The sequence below is a fragment of the Candidatus Cloacimonadota bacterium genome (assembly GCA_020532355.1).
Lineage (GTDB): Bacteria > Cloacimonadota > Cloacimonadia > Cloacimonadales > Cloacimonadaceae > UBA5456.
This window is the reverse complement of the sequence record JAJBBD010000045.1, coordinates 1-20,718: the sequence shown is the minus strand read 5'-3', so window position 1 is coordinate 20,718 and position 20,718 is coordinate 1. Positions and strand designations below refer to the sequence as shown.

The following is a 20,718-nucleotide window of genomic DNA, read 5'->3' as shown; positions in this document are numbered from 1 at the left end:
TAGCCCTCAACTTCTTGCCAATAGTTCTTATCTGCTCTTATTTTTTTGCAATAGGAGCAGATTGGCAAGAGCTTTTCGAGTGAACGTATTTGACTGGCAGCTTTCTCCAGAGCTTGGCGTTGTTTTTCCATGCGTAAGGCAGATTTTACCCTTTGCACTAGTTCGAGGTTAGAAAACGGTTTGCTGATAAAATCCATTGCTCCCAGTTCGAAACTGCGAGCTAGGGGTTCCATATTATCATCCAAAGAGGCAGCAGTTATCATTATGATGGGGATATCTGTTAGGAGCTTATCTTCTTTGATCCATTCCAACACATCGAAACCACTAAATCCGGGCATCATGATATCTAGCAGCAGGAGGTCCGGCCGGTTATGTGTAAGCTCTTCCATCATGGATTTTCCACCAAAAAAAAGCTTTAGGTTTTGGAATCCAGCTTTGTTTAGAACCGTTTTAATGAGCTTTAAGTTAATTTCATCATCATCGGCTATAAAAATTAGCATATCTTTGATTTGTTCAAATTGAACCATCATTACCTCCGTTTGTTTATGCCTTCAGCATATACAAACATTTCGTTAAGGCTGTTGAATTTATCGAATAAATCTACAGCTTCTTGTAACTGTTTATCTTGGGAGATGGTAATCTTGTAAGCATCAATATCTCCGTGCACCTTGCGCACCAATTCGCTTTTGATGCTATTTTCAATAAAGCTACGTGTGCTATCTAAATCTGCAGGAGTGTAAGAGATGTCTTGAGCTTTGGTGTAGTTTAAAAATTCATTGAAAATCTGGCTGTTAATTTGCGGATTCTTAGAAATTTCACGATTATGATCTACCAGGTAGTCCACGGCGAAATTAAAGAATACGTTCTTACGTCGCAGTTCAACGCCAAAGCGGGAGAGGATATCGCTATCCACCTCAATATCTGGGCTTATGCCGCCGCCGCCATATACTTGACGCCCATTTTCGGTATAGTAGATAGTGCTGTGATTTTCTTCATCTTCTTGTTTCAATTCGCTTTCGCTAACTTCTTTTCCTGTAAGAATCTTATCGTTACTCATTTTGTGAATACAGCGACCGCTTTTAATGTAGTAATATGAAGTAGTGATTTTTACTCCGTTGCCATTACTAAGCGGAATTAGCTGTTGTACACTGCCCTTGCCAAAGGTATTTTTGCCCATCACCAAGCCCTTATCCCAATCTTGCAAGCTCCCGGCAAAAATTTCGGAAGCAGACGCAGAAGCCTCATTAACCAAAACTACTATGGGATATGAACGATCTTTAGTACGGTATCTTGTATGAAGTGCATCGGAGCGGTTTCTGCCTCTGGTTTCAACTACCAGCTTGTTGTGACCAATAAATTCGTTTACGGTATCTACCGCTTGATCTAGTAATCCTCCGGGATTGAAGCGTAAATCAATAATTAACCCACGGATCTCATCTTCTTCGAGGTCGTTAAGAGCTGTACGCAATTCTGATGTAGTGTTCTCGTTGAATTGACTGATGCGAATGTATCCTACTTGATTATCTAGCTTAAAACTGTAGGGAACGCTTTTAATCTTGATGTTTTCGCGAATAATGGTAAAATCTATGGGTTCTGGAATTCCAGGGCGAGATATCGTGATAACAACGGTTGTTCCGATATCTCCTCGCATTTTCTTAATCGATTCGTCGGTTGTGACGCCAACAATGCTTATGCCATCAACCTTAATAATTTTATCGCCGGCAGTTATTCCCATGCGATATGCAGGAGTGCCTTCAATGGGCGATACAACCGTGATATAATCACCAATTTTATCAATTTGGATACCCAGTCCGCCAAATGAACCTTTAGTACTGGTAGTGAAATCTTGAAATTCATCTTGGGTAAAATATGTAGTGTGCGGATCTGTTGAGCGTAGCATGCCCTTAATAGCTTCTTCAATAAGCTCTTCATCGGAAAGCTCTGTAACATAATTCTGCTTAAGTTTCTGCAATACTTCAGCAAATACTTGTAATTGACTATATACATTTCCTTGATTGGGACGGTTTTGGGCGAAAGCGCTGGTGGCAATTAGCAAGAGTATTGCAGTAAGTACCCATACTCCGGCGATTGTGATGAGAGCATTGCGTTGTTTTGACTTCATGCTGTGTCTCCTAACAGAACTTCTATACGTTGGATTATTTCCCGGTTAATCTCTTCCGGTTTTTTCTGAGCATCAATTACCAAATATCTTATAGGGGATTTTTTGGCAATAAATAAAAACTGTTCTCGCACTTTTTGATGGAACCGGAGGTCTTCCTGTTCTAAACGATCCAATTCACGATTTCCAATCCGGGCAAGACCTTCATTAGCAGGTAAATCCAATAATACGGTGAGATCTGGAGTAGTATTGAATGTGGCGAATGCTGTTAGAGCATCTATAACATCGCAGTTTAGACTGCGGGCTGCACCTTGATAGGCATAAGTGCTGTCGAAGTATCTATCTGAAATGACAATTTTGCCGGTTTTAAGAGCAGGAAGGATGAGTTCTCCCGTATGTTGGGCACGAGAAGCGTTGTAAAGCAGAAGCTCGGTTTCTGGCAACATTTCTGCGCATAAAGGATCGAGCAGGATCTTACGAATGGTTTCAGCAATGGGAGTTCCACCGGGTTCGCGGGTTGTGATATAGGGCAGTTTCTTTGCTTTAAGATATGTGGTTAAAAGCTTTACTTGAGTACTTTTTCCGCTGCCTTCGATACCTTCGAATGTTATGAATAATCCGTGCATTAGCTCTCCTTTTAGATTATTGTGTCGTGTTGGTAGTGCAAATCATCCCTTTGTGGTTTGTCAATCAAAAAGTGTGCACCTCTGCTTTCTTTTCTGGATAATGCGCTGCGGATAACGGCAATAGCTATTACCGCCATGTTACGAGTTTCCACCACTTCTCTACGCACCGCATTATGTTGGTAGAAGTTATTGATTTCGTTGTAGATATTTTCCATTCGTGAAAGAGCATACTTCAATAATCTGCGAGAGCGCCTTATCCCCACATAACCTTGCATAATTGTGCCGATAATCTCACGGTTGTGGCTAATAACCACCCATTCGTTTTCGTTAAAGTTGTCCATTAAGTGCCAATCTGGGATTTTGGGGAAATTCACTGCTTCATCCATTGAGGAGTGGTTTGCTGCATTGTATGCAACAACTAAAGCTTCTAAGAGAGAATTAGAAGCCAAACGATTTGCCCCGTGTAATCCGGTGCATGTTACTTCGCCGGCAGCAAAGAGATTACGGATGTCAGTTACTCCATCTATGGTTGAAATAACCCCACCACAAAAATAGTGAGCAGCAGGAGCTACGGGTATGGGCTCACGGCAAAAATCTATACCTCGTTCTTTTAGACAACTGTCTATGTAAGGAAAATGTTTTAGAAGTTTATCTGGAGCTATTCCGGTGGCATCGAGCCAACAAAACTTTTCACCTCGGCGTTTTAGTTCGCTATCAATAGCTCTTGATACAATGTCGCGGGGAGCTAAATTACCCTTAGGATGATAGCGTTCCATAAAGGGACTACCGTCGCTTAGTCTTAAAATAGCACCTTCGCCGCGTAATGCTTCTGTTATCAAGAAAGTATCGCCTTCGGCACTCCAAAAAGCGGTAGGATGGAATTGAACGAATTCCATGTTTGCCAAGCGTCCACCGGCTAATCTTGCCATTGCCATCCCATCTCCAGTAGAAACATCAGGATTCGTATTGTGACTGAATATCTGAGCTGCACCTCCGGTTGCCAACATCGTTTTACGAGCTTTGAAGATGTCAACCCTGTTTGTGTTAGAATCTAAAACATATGCCCCCCAGCACGAAATTCCGGGAATAAATCCATCATCATTTGTTACATGATGCTGAGTAATAAGATCTATAGCAATGCGATTTTCATAAATATCTACTGCTGTATTATTTTCACACTGAGCGATTAGTGCTTGCATAATCTGATGCCCAGTGCTATCTGCTGCATAAGCCACTCTGCGATGAGTATGCCCGCCTTCCATAGTGAGAGAAAGGTTTTCCAGTCTACGATCGTAGCTATCATCTATGCGAGTGAAATCTGTTCCCAGATCTATGAGGTATTGTATCAATTTGGGACCTTGCTCAATAATTTGGCGAATAACGCGCTTCTTGCCTAGTTCGGCCCCAGCATTAAATGTGTCTTCGATGTGTTCGTCAAAGGAATCTGCGGCATCTAAAACTGCAGCAATTCCCCCCTGGGCATAATCTGTATTACAATCGAATAGTCCGCGTTTGCTTACTAATGCTACTTTACCTTTTTGAGCGGCTTGCAAAGCAAAGACTAAACCGGCAATACCGCTACCTAGTACCAAAAAATCATATTCGTAAGTCATATGTCCCTTTCCTGATTCATTAAGGGCAATATCAGCCCCATTACTATAGCGTCTTCATCTGGATTGCAATAATATTGTCTGCGAATACCTAAGGGAATGAATCCATGCTTGGAGTAAAGATTCAATGCCGCAGAATTGCCTTTGCGCACATCCAGATAGAAATGGCTAATGCCTTCTTTAGTAAGAATTGCAATACTTTGCCCAAGCAGATAATCTCCGTGTCCCATTCTCCTGTAATCAGAATCTATGGCAAAATTGATAATAACTGCTTCATCCAATACTGAATGATAGCATATATATCCACACACCTGCTCATTTACTTCCAAAACCCAAGGTCTCATAGAGAGGATGTCTTCGAAAGCCTCAGCTGGCCAGGGATGCGTGAAAGCCCGGCTCTCAATCTCGATTACCAGGCTCAAATCGGACTTATTCATCGCACGTATTGCGCGCTTCATTATTAATCACATCTTTTCCGGAGCGGAGATTCCCATTAGGTTGAATACTATTGCCATTATTTGCTTGGTAGTTTCCAGAAGCATCAATCTTGCTTGAGTAAGCTCTTTGCTTTTTGGACTCACAATTTGATAACGTGCGTAGTATTTATGAACCATGGCTGCAAGCTCTTCGATATATGTTGCCAAGCGATGCGGTTCCCTATGGATGGCTATGAGGGTTAGAAGCTCTGGTAAGTCACTAAGTTTTTGGATAATAGCCAGTTCTTCAGTCTTATTGAGTTTCGCTGAAAGATCTTCCTTAAAGCTTTTAGGCCACACTTTATCCTTTTTTGCCTTTTTGATAATACTACAGATCCGAGCATGAGCATATTGACAGTAATAAACGGGATTTTCGCTATTCTTCTGCATGGCTAGTTCCAGGTCGAAGTTCAAGTGTGCATTAGCTTTTCTGGCAATGAAGAAATAACGTGCAGCATCTTTTCCCACCACATTAATAAGGTCATCCATCGTTACAATTTTGCCCGCACGTTTACTCATCTTAACGCGCTCTCCGCTTTCAAAAAGATTGACCTGTTGCAAAAAAATAATTTCCAAGATGCCGTCGTCGTAACCTAAGGCTCGAAAAGCAGCTCTAATTCTGGGCACATAGCCGTGATGATCGGGACCAAATACGTCGATAAGTTTATCGAAACCACGTTGAATTTTTGTTAAATGATATGCTAGATCTGGCACAAAGTAAGTGATAGACCCATCTGATTTCATTAGAACACGGTCTTTATCGTCTCCATACTTGGTGGAAGCAAACCAGATTGCTTCGTCCTTTTCGAAAGTGCAGTCAGCTTCGGTAAGGTAAGAAAGAACTTCTTCAACTACGCCTTCGGCACGTAATGTTTTCTCAGATACCCATCCTTCAAAACTAACGTCAAATCGCTCCAAAGAAAGACGCTGCATCTCTAAAAGTTCGTCTAATGCATATTCTTTCAAGTGATCGATGCGGTCTTTTTCGGTCATCATAAATATGCGTACTCCCTCAGCAGCATTCAATTTTTGGGCTAAGTGAATAACATAATCGCCGTGATATGCTTCATAAGGGAATTCACCTATGTTCTCACCGTGTAATTCGCGCAACCTTAGTTCAAGAGATTCTGCCAAAATATCGACTTGGTTTCCGGCATCATTTACATAAAACTCCCGTGCTGGTTGAAACCCAACTTTCTTCATAACTCGATAAAGAGTATCTCCAAACGCTGCGGCTCTAGCGCTTACGATGTTTAAGGGTCCGGTAGGATTAGCACTAACAAACTCGAGCAGAATTTTCTCGTTGTTGCCAAAATTGGAAGAAGCAAATTCATAACCCTGCTCTCGTATTGCTTTAAATATCATATGAAAAAAGCTTGGAGCCAGATAGAAATTTATAAAACCTGGACCAGCAAGTTCTATCTTTTTATAACTCTTATTCTTCTTAAGTTCTTTAATGATTTTCTCAGCTAAGGCTTTTGGAGATTTCTTATTCTCTTTTGCCAAAACCAAAGCGCAGTTTGTGGAGTAATCTCCGTGATCGGTGTTGTTAGGAATCTCTACTGTAAAATCTTTATCAAACGAGATGTCCAGCTTATCCAAGCACTTACGCAAATGCTCGTGAATAATATCCTTGATCATTGAATATCCTCTTCGGGTTTTCTATTTCTCACTTTATCAAAAAGCTCATCGATCTTATAATAATCTCGAGTTTGGGGGAGGAATATATGGACTACGATATCTCCAATATCTATAAGAATCCACTGGGCTGTATCTACGCCTTCTTTGCTTAATACTTTAAGATGGTTTTCTTTAGCCATATCTACCAGATGATTGGCAATAGCTTTGTTGTGAAGATCTGCATTTCCTTCGCAAACTACTATTACATCGGTATAGTCTGTTTTACCTTGCACTTCGTAAACGCGTACGTTTTCTGCTTTTTTATCCGACAGCCACTCTAAAATGGCCTCAAGCTTGATATTGTCTTGCAATATCGCCTCCATTTATTTCATGAATTCTTCATAGTCACGCCCTACAATAATATCAAAATCTGCATTGTGATATTCATTTAAGGCACTTGTCCAGCGCTGGATTCCCGTCATTCGCATCAATCTTTCCAGGTCATTTTTATCTTCCTTGCGCATCACGATAATACTTTTATCGTATATGGGTTTGGGAGTATCTCCAACGCTAATCACATCGATATTCTTATTTGCCAAATGGGCAGAAAATTCTGTGGCAAGTTGCTCGTATCCGCACCCATTCAACACCAGTACTTTAATAGCCGGAAGTTGGTCTTCATCGTAGTTTGTAAGTTTATTATCGCTGTTTAGCGAACGTGAAATCAATAGATATCCGAGCCCCAAAACAGCCAGTAATACTATAAGATACCGTATCCAAGCTTTTGAGTACCACTTTTTATTTGGTGGCTTTGTTGTCAAATCCAACTGCTCATTCATTGTTCTTAATCTGCTTAAAGATATTGGCTCTCAACCTTTCATAGCTTGTTTCAAAAGCTTCCGGTATTACTCGTTCACCAGCAACAACACTCATAAAATTGCTATCTCCATTCCAGCGCGGAACCATGTGAATATGCAAGTGTTCTGCTATTCCGGCTCCGGCGGCACTGCCAAGATTGATGCCCACATTTATGCCATCGGGATTGTATGCATTTCTAAAAGCAAGCTCACAAATACGAACCAAGTCACATGCTTCGTGCCAGGTTTTCGTATCCAGTTCAAACAAGCTACTTTTATGAATATAGGGAACAATCATCAGGTGCCCATTATTATATGGATATCTATTAAGCATTATATAGCAATGTTTACCTCGATACAAGATCAAATTATCTCTGTCGTGATCAGCATCTTTTGCTCTGCACATTACACAATCATCAGGTTTTTCTCCAAGAATATAATCTATGCGCCAGGGTGAATACAGATATTTTTTATTCATAATCTTCTTCTTCAATCACTCGGGATCCATATTCCAATACCTCGTGCTCTTTAATAAAACTATCTATTATAACATTGTGTCCTAATAAGATGCTATCATTGGAGATAATCGAGTTTTCTATATAACAGTTTGGTCCTAATATGGCTCCGCTCTCAATAGTGGTTTTGCCTTTTAGTACGCAACCTTGACTTATTTCGGTATCCGAAGCAAGTCTTACATCATCTGCTATATGGATAGTGCTTGGATTATGCATCATTACGCCGCTGTTAAGCCATTTTTTGCGAATTTTATCCAGATACACTTGCTCCAATTCGGCTAACTGTTCCTGAGAGTTTACTCCGGATACTTCCATTAGATCTTCTAAGAATACGTTATCAACCAAATCTCCGGCTCGATACAGTATATTTAGTGTATCTGTAAGATAATACTCTTGCTGTTCATTCTGATTTGTAACCTTATCTAGAGCTTCGAATAGTTTGGTGGAATTGTAACAGTATATACCAGTATTAAACTCTTTAATTTCAAGCTCTTGAGGACTAGCGTCCTTGTATTCTACAATCCCGCAAATCTTACCTTGATCATCGCGGAGCATACGCCCATATTTGCCTGCATCTTCTAAAACGGCAGTTAGCACGGTTGCGGAAGCCTTAGTTTCGGTGTGTTTAGCGTGTAGTTTTTTCACTGTTTCGGTACTCAACAATGGCACATCTCCGCACAGAATCAACACATCACCCTCAAAATGTGCCAAATTTGAGGCTGCCATCTTTACTGCATGTCCGGTACCAAGTTGCTCTTTTTGTTCTACAAATTCCAACTTATCGTTATCATCAAGGGCTGCAATTACCGTATCTTTTTTCCATCCCACAACCACGCATATCTTTTCGCAATTCAAATTTAAGGCAGTGTCCACTACCCGTTGCACCATGGCTTTGTCTGCAATGGGAAAAGTTACTTTGGCTCGTTCAGATTTCATCCGGGTACCTTTACCGGCCGCCAAAACAATTGCTGTTAATGGCTTCATTTATTTCCTCCGGTCAAGCTGTCCAATAGCTCGATCATAGTAATTTTTAATTGTGGATGAGTGGCATTAGGCACTAATTCACAAAGCAATGCTAAGGCAAAAGCGCGATTATGCAAGTCCTTATGTGGTATTGTAAGATTTTCATTGCTAATTATAGTGTTTTCCGCCAGAAGTATATCTATATCGATGTTTCGGGGACCCCATCTCTCTTTGCGGATGCGTCCCATTCTTTGTTCAATTTCCAAAAGGAAGTGTAACAATTCGTTTGCTTCGAGGTTGCTTTCGGTTTCCAAAACTTGATTAAAAAAATCAGGTTGATTTTGTTTCCCATATGGTTTGCTTTGTTTTAAAGAGCTTTTTCTCAGAATTTGTGTGCTAGGAATTTTTGCAATATGTGCGCTTGCCTCCGAGATTTGCCGGGGAGGTTCGTCTAAATTTGAACCTAGAAGTAAGTGATATATCATTAACGCTTCCTAAATACCTCAACTTCTACGCTTTTAAGGCTTCCTCTAATTGGCACTGAGGGTTTTTGAATGCATATACTTAAGCTTTGAATCAGTGAAAATTCTGCTAGGAGCTTATCGGCTATCGTATTGGCACATAATTCTAAAATCTGGAACTGTTGGCTCTCCATTATTTCTTTTATATCGGCATAAACCTTCGTGTAATCCACTGTGTCATCCAAATGATGTATATTAGCATCAAGATCTGGATTGGTATATAAGGTGGCGCTTACCACAAAGCGTTGTCCTAATTTGCGCTCTTCATCATGAACACCATGATATCCATAAAAAACCATTTCGTTAAGGCAGATTTTCACAGTTTCCTCGCAATTTCTATCTTCAATTTATCTCCCCATATTTTATCACACATACGAACGATAAAAAAACTAAGCGCCATTGCCGCAAAAGCAAATAGGATGCTGCTCAGCTCGCCAACGAATAATGAAGCAAGCCCAAATCCCATAAACAAAAAAAACACAGGGACAATAAAGATTAAAAGTGAAGCCAAAACACGTCCTTTTGCCGAAACCATAAGCTCAACTCGGTCTCCTATTTTAAGCTCAAGTTCAGTTTGTATTTTAAATACTGCAGGGCTACTTTTACTAAAACAAAAACCTCGCATAGAGCAAGATTTACAGCCTCCGCCCCGTTGCAGTTCTACGGTTACATAATTACCGTCAACAGCGGTCACGACCCCAGCATCTTGAATTTCTTCAGAATTCACGTTTTCCCTCAATTTTTCGGATTACAGATGTAGTGGAAAGCCCATCTGTAAATTGCAGACTATGCACTTTTCCATTGTTTGCCAATACGATATCGGCTCCCACAATCTGGTGTGGTTGCCAATCTCCACCTTTTACTAATATATCTGGAAGAATAGCCTTGATTAAAGTTAAAGGTGTATCTTCTTCAAATATACATACATAATCTACTGCACACAAAGCAGCCAACACAAGAGCACGGTTTTGTTCTGTATTGATGGGGCGGGATGCTCCCTTTAGACGAGAAACCGAGCTATCGCTATTGAGTCCTACTACCAAGATGTCTCCCAAATTACGGGCTTCTTCCAAATATCGTACATGCCCGGCGTGCAAGATGTCAAAGCAGCCATTAGTGAAAACTATCTTTTTGCCTAATGCTTGCTGCTTTTGGCAGAGCTTAACCAGGGCTTTTTGATCGGTGATTTTTTCTTCAAGCTTTGGCATATTCAACGATCTCTTCTATAGTGGCACTTGCTGTTCCCATCTTGCCGCATACAACTCCCGCTGCAATATTGGCAAATTCTGCTGCCGAGAGTATTTCTTCCCCCGCTGCATATGCTAAGCCAAGCGCACTGATTACTGTATCTCCAGCTCCAGAAACATCGAATACTTCTTGAGCACAACTGGGTATATAACGAGTAGTATTATCAGCACTAAAAATGCACATACCCTTAGCGCCACGAGTTACCACAAGATGTTTACACTCAAGTTTTTTAAGAATTTGCATGGCTCCATTGGTAAAATCTGCATCGGTTTCAAACCGCTGTCCCAGATTCGTTTGTAGTTCTATGAAATTGGGCTTAAAGATATCAACCTTACGATATAAGAAAAAGTTCTTTTGTTTGGGGTCCACTGCTACCGGAACCTGATACTTTTTGCACAAATCCAAGCTTTGACGAATGATATCTGCACATAGTAAGCCCTTGTTATAATCTTCAATTATCATTAGTTTTGCGTCGCAGATATGCTCTTTTAAGATGTTCATAATCTGAGTTTTGCTTAATTCATCTGGCTCGGTTGTGTCTTCAATATCGATTCGCACTATTTGTTGAGTGGCTGCACCGATTCTGGTTTTGATAGTGGTTTTTCTACCTTTTTCGGCAATCAAGCCTGATGAATTCAACCCATGTTGCTTAAAAAGCTTTTTCATAATACGAGAATTTACGCCAGTTCCCATAATTCCTACAGCAAAAACATCAGCTCCTAACGATGCCAGATTTAAAGCCACATTTGCCGCTCCTCCTAAACGGTATTCTTCTTTGTTTATTTCAATCACTGGTACCGGAGCCTCAGGAGATATCCGCTGAACTTTACCCCACTTATAGCCGTCTAGCATCATATCGCCTAAAACTATTGTTTTAATACCCTTAATTTTGTTGCTCAGCTCTTGCAAATTCATATATTACTCCTCTGTTTTGGTTAACGGATATTTGCCATTGAAGCATGCGAGGCAGTAGTTTTGAGGTTTTTGTACACAGGTTAGTAGGTCGTCTATTGCCAAAAATTTCAGGCTATCTACCATTATATTTTTGCGTATTTGTTCCATGCTAAAGAGGTTTGCCGCCAATTCTTGTTCAGATGGAGTATCTATTCCGTAAAAACAACTGTGTTTTACGGGGGGGCTTCCTATCCGCAGATGAATCTCAGCTACGCCAGAACTCTTGATGAGATCTACTATTTTGCGTATTGTAGTGCCTCTTACAATGCTATCGTCTACCAATACTATCTTTTTGCCGGTAAAGAAATTTGGTAAGAGGTTAAATTTCTGTCTAACGCTTTCATCTCGAATTGTTTGTTCCGGTTTGATGAATGTGCGCCCCACATAATGATTACGAATCAAGCCCAAAGAGAGTGGAATACCACTGGCATTACTATATCCCAAGCCGATAAAATTTGAGGAATCCGGAACTGGAACCACATAGTCTGCATCCAGCCCTTTATCCGTAGCAGCAAGTGCAGCACCTATTTTCTCTCGCACCCGATACACATCTTCGCCAAAGTGAAAACTATCAGGTCTGGAAAAATAAATATGCTCAAATATGCAATGTTGCTGATGTGGGATTGTGCGATAAAGATCAGGATCGTTTTCGATGATCCTTATTCCTTCTTCACTAACTTTCACAATCCCGGCAGCAGGTATTTCTTCACGGTCAGTTACCGAAAGTGTATCCAAAGCACAGGTTTCGGATGCTACCACTATACCACCATCTGCGGTTTTCCCCCACACCATAGGTCTCATGCTGAAGGGGTCTCGAAACATATACAAAGCGTCTCTGGTACATAATACAGTTGAATATGCTCCTTTGATATCTCGCATCAAATGTCGAATTGCTTCAATTATACCTTCGCCTTTTCGCATCACCTGCCATGCTATGTATTTCACCAGCAACTCACCATCATTATCACTTTTAAAGTACACGTTTTGCTTTTCCAGATAGCTGCGCATTGCCGGATAGTTCACCAAATCACCATTTGATGCCAGAGCATAGGTGGGTCCGGCGAGAGTTTCGACCAAATGAGGTTGAGTATTAAATTCTGTGGCAGAACCTTTGGTAGGATATCTTACGTGCCCAATGGCAATTTTACCCGGTAATTTGGACAAATCTTCTTCCCCAAACACTGTTTTTACTAAGCCCATCTTTTTGCGCAAGCGGATTACTCTTCCATCAGATACCGCCATTCCACAGCTTTCCTGTCCCCGGTGCTGGATGGCAAATAATCCCAAAGCTGCCATTTTTACTGTATTAGAGGCGCCAAAAACGCCGATAATTCCACACATCAGGTTTTGTCCTTATGGCTAAATCTTATCTTATTTTCTTCACCCTTTAACAATCTGCGAATATTATCTTTATGTCTAATTACAATCATTATAACTACCATGCTAACCAAGACAAGCAATGCCCAATCTTGGTGGATTGAGTTAAGCTGGATTATATACGTTGAGACCCCAAATACCACTGCAGCCAAGAGTGATCCTAAAGATACGTAGCGAGTACGGGCTACCACTATTATAAAAACCACCAAAGCTATTATCAAACTATAAGGTGAAAGAGCTGCAAATACACCCGCTGCCGTAGCAACTCCTTTGCCGCCCTTGAACTTTAGCCACACCGAGAAAATGTGCCCTAATATTGAGATTAATCCGCACAAAGAAACTAATGGGTGTCCCAGACCAAAAAAATATATCCCAAGAAGCACTGCGGCTATTCCTTTTAACATATCTAATAAAAGAACAAACACGCCTACTTTTGTGCCGAACTGTCTTAGAACATTTGTAGCACCGATGTTTCCACTGCCTTGTTTACGTATATCTGTATGGTAGAATATCTTAGCAACCAACCATCCGATGGGAATGCTACCTAAAAAGTAGGCAATTAGGGGCATCCAATATTCAGGAGCGATCATCTTCAATATCCTCTTCTTTGCGTCCCTTAAAGATCAGTTTGATAGAAACTCCGGAAAATGCGAACACTTCGCGCAATTGATTGTGTAAGAATTTGCGATAGTTTTCGGTTATCAAAGCGGGTGAGTTGCAAAAGAACACAAATATAGGCGGTTTTACCGAAGCTTGGGTGATGTAGAAGATCTTAACATGACGTCCGGTAGGGTGAGTTGGAGGTCTGCGGGCGACAACAGTTTCCATAAATCGGTTCAATTCTGATGTTGGCACCCGTTTTTTACTTTCTTCTTCTATGTTTACTACGGTTTCCATTAGTCTATGAATACGTTGATGAGTTTTTGCTGAAATAAATATTACCGGCGCAAATTGGATAAAAGGCATCTCGTGATGCAGATTTTTAATGAACTGACCCGTTGTTCCGCTGTCTCGTTCTACAAGATCCCATTTATTGTAAACAATTAGGATTTCTTTCATTTTACGTTGGGCATAAGAAGCTATTTTCAGATCTTGCGTGCTAATCGGTTCATTGGCAGCCAATACTAAAACAACTATGTCGCAGCGATCTACGGCTTCTATGGTGCGCATAACGCTAAAGTATTCTACTCCGTAAGTTACTTTCTTCTTACGTCTTAATCCGGCAGTATCTACAAGAGTATAATCTTTACCGTGGTACCTAAACAATGTATCTATGCTATCTCGAGTTGTTCCCGGTACGTCGGTAACAATCTGCTTTTCTTCTCCCAAAAGCAAATTTACTATTGAGCTTTTTCCAACATTTGGTTTTCCGACAACGGCAATGCGGGTACTTTCTGTTTTCTCTTCAATTCCGGCATCCATAGTATTGGGAATCATGGCTACTAATTCATCCAGAAAATCTCCAGTATTTCGGCCATGTGAGGCAGATATTGGGAAGGCATCGCCAAAACCAAGCTGCAGAAAGTCATAGACTTCCCATTCCAGCTTCTCACTATCTGCTTTATTGGCAACCAGAATTACTTTATCTCGATGAGGGAAGAGAATCTTTGCGATGGCAAGATCCAGATCTGTGGTACCAGTTTGTGCATCTACCATAAAGATTATTACATCGCTTTCATCAATGGCCAGTAGGGCTTGATTGAGGATGTTTTTATCCATAGGATCACTGCTATCGTAAACAATGCCACCAGTATCAATTAGTTTGAATACCTTGCCATTCCATTCCACATCTTCATACTTGCGATCCCGAGTGATGCCAGACTCAAAATCTACAATGGCTGTCCGTTTGCGGCAAAGCCGATTGAATAATGTGGATTTCCCCACGTTTGGTCGTCCCAATATTGAGACAATGTATTTTCTCATTATATGCTGCCTTTCAATACTTTTGGTTCCACCATTTTGAATGTAGCGATTTTGTCAATCTTAGCGTGAAGATGTTTTAGCAAGTGCATTTGCATTCTTGTCATAGCCTTATACCTCATTGCTCCAAGCTATAGTTAAGAAAGGTTTAAGCTGATATTATGCTGCTGATGCAGGATGATCTTAGCTTAAAGCTTACCTAAAGATAACTTCAGACATTGAGAAATAGATTTGGGTGAAACACAAAAAAAGAGCCTCTTTGTAGGAGGCTCTATGTATATTTATAGGCTGATATACTATTTCATGAGTATCATTTTGCGAGTTGAGCTATATTTTCCGGATTTCATCCGATACAGGTATATGCCGCTGGCTATGCCATTGCCATTATCATCGGTTCCGTTCCATATAATTTGATGCTTACCGGCAGGCAGGGTTTCACTTATTAGGCTGCGTACTTTCTGCCCCTTTTGATTGTATATCTCAAGGCTAACCGGTGAGCTTTCCTGCAAATTGAAGCTCAGAGTTGTGCTAGGGTTAAATGGATTTGGATATGCTCCGAAAAGCGTGGTTGCAACTAATTCAGTAACGTTTACAGCATTTGAGGTGGCATCATGTACGTTATTTGTGCGCCCAAAATTGGCAAGATAGCAGATCCATTCCAAGTCGTTGATATCGCGTTTAATATCAAGAACATAATAGTTGGCATTATCCGGTATTGCAATATCCATATCTCCATCCAGATCAAGATCCGAAATTGCAGGAGAAACCTTGAGGTTTCCGTTTAATTTTATGGGGAAATTGGGCGATTCCGTTCCATCCATTCTTATAGAGTGTAGGTATCCGTTTGAATCGCCAAAGATTATACTTGCCATATCGGAATTATAATCGTAGCGGGCAACAACGGGTGTGCATTCAACGGATGCTTGAATGCTTATGGGCATATTCGGGAAATCGGTGCCATCACTATGCATAATATGAATAGCACCATTATACTTAATTACAATAATTTCTTTGGAACCATCATTGTTTACATCTGCTATAACGGGACTGGTTCTAATTGCGCCACCCAGGTTTTTCTGGAACAATACGCTGCCATCATGATTTAACCCATACAGATAACCGGAGTTGGATGTAGTTAAAAGAAGTTCCGGATATGAGTCCGAATCCACATTGGCAACAGTAACAGTATTCATGCTCGCATACAAACTATTGGAAATGGGAAAGCCACTGATATTTGTGCCGGTGGAGGGGTCAATGGCGTTAAGATAACCATTCAATGCAATGGTGATAATCTCCATATTTCCATCACCATTAAGGTCGGCAACCGATGGCTGAGCGAGATACAAACCCGATCCTGCTAAAGTAAGCGGGAAGTTGGGAACGCTTGTCCCGTCAAAATTATACACATGCAAGCTTCCATTTTGCGTATTGAACACAATTTTTTCTTCTTCGTCTGAGAACAGCTTTGCTACAAGAGCGCCACTACGAATCGGACTTCCGGCTGCTTGATTAAACAAAATCTCCCCGTTGGAATCAAATGCAGCTATGTAGTGGTTACTTAAGGTAGTGGCAAAAAGATAACTACCATCATTCTGTTGGCTACTCATAGCAATTGATCCCAAAGTGGCAGAGCCTAAGTTAAGCGGGAAGCCGGCAATGCTGTCTTCGCCATTGGCGTTAGCTACATGAATGTTGCCATCCAAATCGCCAAATATTATTTCCTTATGATTATCCGCATCGAGATCTACAAAAATGGCAGAACTTGAAGCAGATCCTCCTGCGTATATTGGCCAGCCCGACTGGTAAAGAGGTATCTCTATAGTGAAAGGAATTGTTTTGTGGTAAGGATACTCATCATTATCGTTGGAAGTAATGTATATTTCAAAGGGGATGGTTTCGGAAGGAAGATCTGCAATGGCACTAATCTTAAAGGGGGTGTTGTTCCATGAACTGGTTTCGGCAGATAAAGTACCATTTGGACCAAAGGTAGATACAGAATCTATGATAGTAATACCAGGATAGTTAGTTCTAAGCCGTGCAGTAAGGTTTTGCGCTTCTTTCCAGAAAATCCCTAATCCGGTCATGGCATTCCTGAGCTGTACGTTTATAAAAATGGTCTCGCCGGGATTGGCAATGTTATCGCCATCACCCTCGGCTTCTGTAACAGTAACGCCTTCATTTACTATGTTCGGAATTTTATCGTACATGGTGGCAGTAAAAGCATTAACTCTGCCTGTTCCCAGTTTTCCCACATAGTTTGGGTTTATATCATCAATAGGATCGGCGGTTGCCATCAAGCGAAAACGAAGATCTTCTGAGCTATATTCTGGATGCAAGCTTTTTACCAAAGCAGCTACACCGGCCACTACTGGGCTTGCCATCGATGTTCCGTTATAACTTGCATAACCGGAGCCACTAATGATAGTGGACAGGATTGTGGCGCCGGGAGCGCTAATGTCGATGGGTGAGCCATAATCTGAGAAAGATGCTTTTACATCAGTATTATTTGTGGCTGCCACATTAAGAGCATTTAAACAATCTGCCGGGTAATCCTGATAGTTGCTGCTGTGTTCAGTGTTTTCGTTCCCGGCTGCAGAAATAACCGCTGCGCCTAAAGCTGTAACATAATTTACAATGCTATTTGGGTAGGCTCCACTTCCGGGACCTCCCCAACTGGCGTTAATAACGTGAGCGCCGACTTCGGCAGAATACTTAATTTGGTCGTAACCATAGGATACACCATCAGAATTCTCATTGCTAGGAGCGCCTTTGCAGGATAGGATAGATACATTTGGTGCAGTTCCTACAACGCCAATGCCATTGTTGCCTACTGCGGCGGCACAGCCGGCAACATGAGTACCGTGGTCGTTTGCTGACCAGTTTTGGATGGGGTTATTATCCGAATCGAAGAAATCCCAACCTACCAGATCATCAATCTTATTGCCACCTTCTCCGGCATCTTGTCCATTTCCGCCGGTGATGGTGCCATATTGCCAGTTTATACTCATGCCGGGAGATTCTTCGGGATTTATCCATATATTGCCCATCAAATCGGGGTGATTCCATTTAACACCGCTATCCGTAATTGCCACTACAACATCATGGCTACCGGTAACATAATCCCAAGCATCAAAGCTTTGTAAAAGAGAGTGAGTATATTGTTGACTCAGCATGGGGTCGTTGGGTACAAATTTTTGACGATTGATGGCTTCCAACTCGGCAAAATGCAAATAAGGGTCCTTCTCTAAAGCTTTAACTGCTTCATCTATGCGTTCATCTGAGTCTAATATGAATCTGTAGATTTTTTGTAAGTAGACACCCTTATCATTCCACTCAGGCTTCTTAACATAGGGATGAGCTTGGATTAAGTCCACAACCTTAAACTCTTTGGTTATGGCATCAATACTTGATATTCCGGTGTGGACAAATCCGTCTTTGATGGTGAAATCCAGCTTGCCCTCAAGTTCGGGGATGGCATCGGTAGTAAAACAGCCAATTATGGTGCGAGATTTGAACCAATAAGGATCGAAACTCACAGCAAAAGCAGCAGTTGTAATTATTATCAGCATTAATAGTAATATCAGCTTTTTCATGATTACCTCAATATAGATTTTTATCATATAATATATATCAGTCGATATCGTCAAGCCCTTTTTTGGAAAAGTATGAATATTAGTACTTTATAAGTTCTTCTTTTTCTTTGTATTTAGCAAGATATATATTCCTCAATCTTTCGTTTTCGGTATGGCTAAGCTGAGAATCTTGGGCAATGATATCGAAAGCGTCCTCTCTGGCGATTTTTAGTATATCCTGATCCTGGATTAAGTTAGCATGTTTGAACTGAGGCATCCCAGATTGCTCTATCCCAAAAAGCTCTCCCGGTCCTCGCAATTCCAAATCTTTTTCGGCAATCTCAAAACCATCGGTGGAAGACAACATGGTGTTTAATCGTTCCCGCGCAATACGAGATAGCGGTTGGTGCCACAAAAGATAACAAAAAGACTGGTCGCTACCTCTGCCGACTCTGCCCCTTAACTGGTGTAGTTGAGCCAAACCAAAGCGTTCTGCATGTTCGATCACCATCACTGAGGCATTGGCTACATCCACCCCCACTTCAATAACTGTAGTAGAAACTAAAATCTTGATCTCTCCAGCTTTGAATCTCTGCATAATGCTCTCTTTATCGGAGGCAGTCATACGCCCATGGATAAGCTCTGTACAATACTCTGTATAAACTTTGTTGCGTAAGAAATCAAAAAGCCTTTTGGCATCTAAAAGCGCTAGCTTTTCACTTTCTTCAACTAATGGACACACAAAGTATGCCTGTCGACCCTTCTGCAACTCTTGCCTTACATCGTTTAGTACTGTATCAAATTTCCGTTCTCCCCTTACATAGGTTTGCACAGGTTTGCGACCTTTGGGCAGTTCATCAATTCTGCTTACCTCAAGATCTCCATAAACCGTCATAGCTAACGAACGTGGAATGGGAGTGGCAGAAAGATAGAGAATATCGGGACGCCCCTTTGTTTTTGAAAGCTTGGCACGTTGCTCTACACCAAAACGGTGTTGCTCATCTACTACTACCAAGCCCAGCGCATGAAACTGAATATCTTGTTGAATTAGGGCGTGGGTTCCAATTACAATATTAGCTTCCCCGCTGCCAATAGCTTTTTTAATGGCTGATTTGCCTTTATAATTTCCGCCTTTAAGCAAATGCACAGTGAGGGGCAAATCCTTAAGCAGAAAGCTGATGCTCTGATAATGCTGATCGGCTAGTATTTCAGTAGGTACCATCAATGCAGCTTGGCAGCTATTCTCTACTGCCAATAACATGGCAAAAACGCTAACAATGGTTTTTCCGCTGCCAACATCGCCTTGAATGATGCGAGACATCTGTTTTATCGAACACATATCGTCAAAAATTTCTCGAATCACTCTTTTCTGAGCTGCGGTTAACTCGAACCTGAGTTGTGTTTTCAAAGTGCTGGTAAGCTGTTTTTTGTTGGTAAATTGAATGCCTTCAACCTGTTGTTTATGAAGAAGTTTGTGTCGTGCCCACAATATCTGAGAATACAAAAACTCTTCGTAGGCAAAACGAATACGGGTTTGCTTGATAAGCGCTTCCTGTTGCCCAAAATGCATCAATTGAAGTGCTGCTCTGCGGGGAGGAAACTTGTGTTTTTGTAATATGTGTTCCGGTAAGCTTTCTGGAATGTGCTGGGCAAATTTTGAAAAGCAGTTTAGAATGGTTTTACGCAGTAAACCCTGACTAAGACCTTCTTTGAGACTGTATAGGGGAAGCATACTACGAGTTTTCCAAAAATCCTCTTCTTCTTTGTCGCTATCTAAGATCTCAAATGAGGGATGATTCATTTGCAACTGAGAATTATACGATGACAGGATACCGCAAAGCCAGATGTTCATGCCTGGTTTAAATAGCTTCAAATAACTCTGAGGGTATTGAAACCACACACAAACCAAACCAATATCACCATCATTTACGCCTACGTGGAGAATCTTTTTACCCTTGGTAGTGGGGCGAGCATCAACAAAAGATATGGTGGCAGTAAAAGAAACCATTTCTCCTTCTTGCATTGTGGCAAGAGTAGGATTTACAATGCGACTAATGTAAGTGCGAGGAAAGTGTTCCATCAAGTCTTCCACAGTTTCTATGCCCAAACTGGCAAAAAGCCTGGCACGATACTCTCCCACTCCCTTCAAGTACTTGATAGGAGTGTTTAAGGGATGAATTGGCTCTTTACTTTTTTGCATAATGCAAACCTAATTACAGCTTTCTTTTTGTCAACAACTTGGCACAATGTACATTATTTACAGACAGATCTGCCAAGCTGTAGAAGGGATTGTTACTGGAGTGAAACAGTTTTGGCATAGTTTTGCAGATTAAACTTGAC

20 protein-coding genes are annotated in these 20,718 nt (G+C 41.2%); all 20 read right to left on the bottom strand.

The features are described 5' to 3' along the window. Positions 1-530 (bottom strand): response regulator (locus LHW48_01415; GenBank protein MCB5259122.1); only part of this gene is annotated, 530 nt, incomplete at its 3' end. Continuing rightward, positions 530-2,122 (bottom strand): S41 family peptidase, encoded by a 1,593-nt coding sequence (locus tag LHW48_01410; GenBank protein MCB5259121.1) that lies wholly within the window; start codon positions 2,120-2,122, stop codon positions 530-532. The genes LHW48_01415 and LHW48_01410, both read right to left, overlap by 1 nt. Then, complete coding sequence (tmk, locus tag LHW48_01405; GenBank protein MCB5259120.1) at positions 2,119-2,745, bottom strand: dTMP kinase; 627 nt, start codon at positions 2,743-2,745, stop codon at positions 2,119-2,121. The genes LHW48_01410 and tmk overlap by 4 nt, the downstream gene beginning before the upstream one ends. Before the next feature lie 11 nt (positions 2,746-2,756). Next, positions 2,757-4,358, bottom strand: coding sequence for an L-aspartate oxidase (nadB, locus tag LHW48_01400; GenBank protein ID MCB5259119.1), 1,602 nt, complete (start codon positions 4,356-4,358; stop codon positions 2,757-2,759). After that, the gene (gene rimI, locus LHW48_01395; protein ID MCB5259118.1) at positions 4,355-4,813 is read right to left on the bottom strand and encodes a ribosomal protein S18-alanine N-acetyltransferase; all 459 of its coding nucleotides are present in this window, start codon (positions 4,811-4,813) and stop codon (positions 4,355-4,357) included. The genes nadB and rimI overlap by 4 nt, the downstream gene beginning before the upstream one ends. A gap of 6 nt (positions 4,814-4,819) precedes the next feature. Next, on the bottom strand, positions 4,820-6,472 hold the full coding sequence (gene argS / locus LHW48_01390) for an arginine--tRNA ligase (protein MCB5259117.1): 1,653 nt from the start codon (positions 6,470-6,472) through the stop codon (positions 4,820-4,822). Then, positions 6,469-6,822: a ribosome silencing factor gene (rsfS, locus tag LHW48_01385; protein ID MCB5259116.1), complete on the bottom strand. Its 354-nt coding sequence runs from the start codon at positions 6,820-6,822 to the stop codon at positions 6,469-6,471. The genes argS and rsfS overlap by 4 nt, the downstream gene beginning before the upstream one ends. A gap of 12 nt (positions 6,823-6,834) precedes the next feature. Continuing rightward, on the bottom strand, positions 6,835-7,290 hold the full coding sequence (locus LHW48_01380) for a LytR C-terminal domain-containing protein (GenBank protein ID MCB5259115.1): 456 nt from the start codon (positions 7,288-7,290) through the stop codon (positions 6,835-6,837). Further along, the gene (locus LHW48_01375; protein ID MCB5259114.1) at positions 7,283-7,786 is read right to left on the bottom strand and encodes an HIT domain-containing protein; all 504 of its coding nucleotides are present in this window, start codon (positions 7,784-7,786) and stop codon (positions 7,283-7,285) included. Before LHW48_01375 ends, LHW48_01380 begins: the two co-directional genes overlap by 8 nt. After that, positions 7,779-8,807 carry an NTP transferase domain-containing protein gene (locus LHW48_01370; protein ID MCB5259113.1) on the bottom strand — a complete coding sequence of 343 codons (1,029 nt, stop codon included), beginning with the start codon at positions 8,805-8,807 and terminating at the stop codon, positions 7,779-7,781. The genes LHW48_01375 and LHW48_01370 overlap by 8 nt, the downstream gene beginning before the upstream one ends. Continuing rightward, positions 8,804-9,271 carry a 2-amino-4-hydroxy-6-hydroxymethyldihydropteridine diphosphokinase gene (folK, locus tag LHW48_01365; protein ID MCB5259112.1) on the bottom strand — a complete coding sequence of 156 codons (468 nt, stop codon included), beginning with the start codon at positions 9,269-9,271 and terminating at the stop codon, positions 8,804-8,806. The genes LHW48_01370 and folK overlap by 4 nt, the downstream gene beginning before the upstream one ends. Then, a complete protein-coding gene (gene folB / locus LHW48_01360) occupies positions 9,271-9,627 on the bottom strand; it encodes a dihydroneopterin aldolase (protein MCB5259111.1) in 357 nt (118 codons plus the stop codon). Before folB ends, folK begins: the two co-directional genes overlap by 1 nt. Then, entirely contained in the window at positions 9,624-10,034 is a 411-nt protein-coding gene (locus tag LHW48_01355; protein MCB5259110.1) for a SoxR reducing system RseC family protein, read from the bottom strand. Before LHW48_01355 ends, folB begins: the two co-directional genes overlap by 4 nt. Continuing rightward, positions 10,024-10,515 carry a D-glycero-beta-D-manno-heptose 1-phosphate adenylyltransferase gene (gene rfaE2, locus LHW48_01350; GenBank protein ID MCB5259109.1) on the bottom strand — a complete coding sequence of 164 codons (492 nt, stop codon included), beginning with the start codon at positions 10,513-10,515 and terminating at the stop codon, positions 10,024-10,026. The genes LHW48_01355 and rfaE2 overlap by 11 nt, the downstream gene beginning before the upstream one ends. Next, positions 10,502-11,470, bottom strand: a complete 969-nt coding sequence (gene rfaE1, locus LHW48_01345) for a D-glycero-beta-D-manno-heptose-7-phosphate kinase (protein MCB5259108.1) — start codon at positions 11,468-11,470, stop codon at positions 10,502-10,504. The genes rfaE2 and rfaE1 overlap by 14 nt, the downstream gene beginning before the upstream one ends. A 3-nt stretch (positions 11,471-11,473) precedes the next feature. Further along, positions 11,474-12,850, bottom strand: coding sequence for an amidophosphoribosyltransferase (purF, locus tag LHW48_01340; GenBank protein MCB5259107.1), 1,377 nt, complete (start codon positions 12,848-12,850; stop codon positions 11,474-11,476). Beyond that, positions 12,850-13,476, bottom strand: coding sequence for a glycerol-3-phosphate 1-O-acyltransferase PlsY (gene plsY / locus LHW48_01335; GenBank protein MCB5259106.1), 627 nt, complete (start codon positions 13,474-13,476; stop codon positions 12,850-12,852). Before plsY ends, purF begins: the two co-directional genes overlap by 1 nt. Next, positions 13,463-14,809 (bottom strand): ribosome biogenesis GTPase Der, encoded by a 1,347-nt coding sequence (der, locus tag LHW48_01330; GenBank protein MCB5259105.1) that lies wholly within the window; start codon positions 14,807-14,809, stop codon positions 13,463-13,465. The genes plsY and der overlap by 14 nt, the downstream gene beginning before the upstream one ends. 293 nt (positions 14,810-15,102) lie before the next feature. Then, on the bottom strand, positions 15,103-18,399 hold the full coding sequence (locus tag LHW48_01325) for a S8 family serine peptidase (protein ID MCB5259104.1): 3,297 nt from the start codon (positions 18,397-18,399) through the stop codon (positions 15,103-15,105). Between the two features lie 79 nt (positions 18,400-18,478). Beyond that, a complete protein-coding gene (recG, locus tag LHW48_01320) occupies positions 18,479-20,578 on the bottom strand; it encodes an ATP-dependent DNA helicase RecG (GenBank protein ID MCB5259103.1) in 2,100 nt (699 codons plus the stop codon). Positions 20,579-20,718 lie beyond the last annotated feature (140 nt).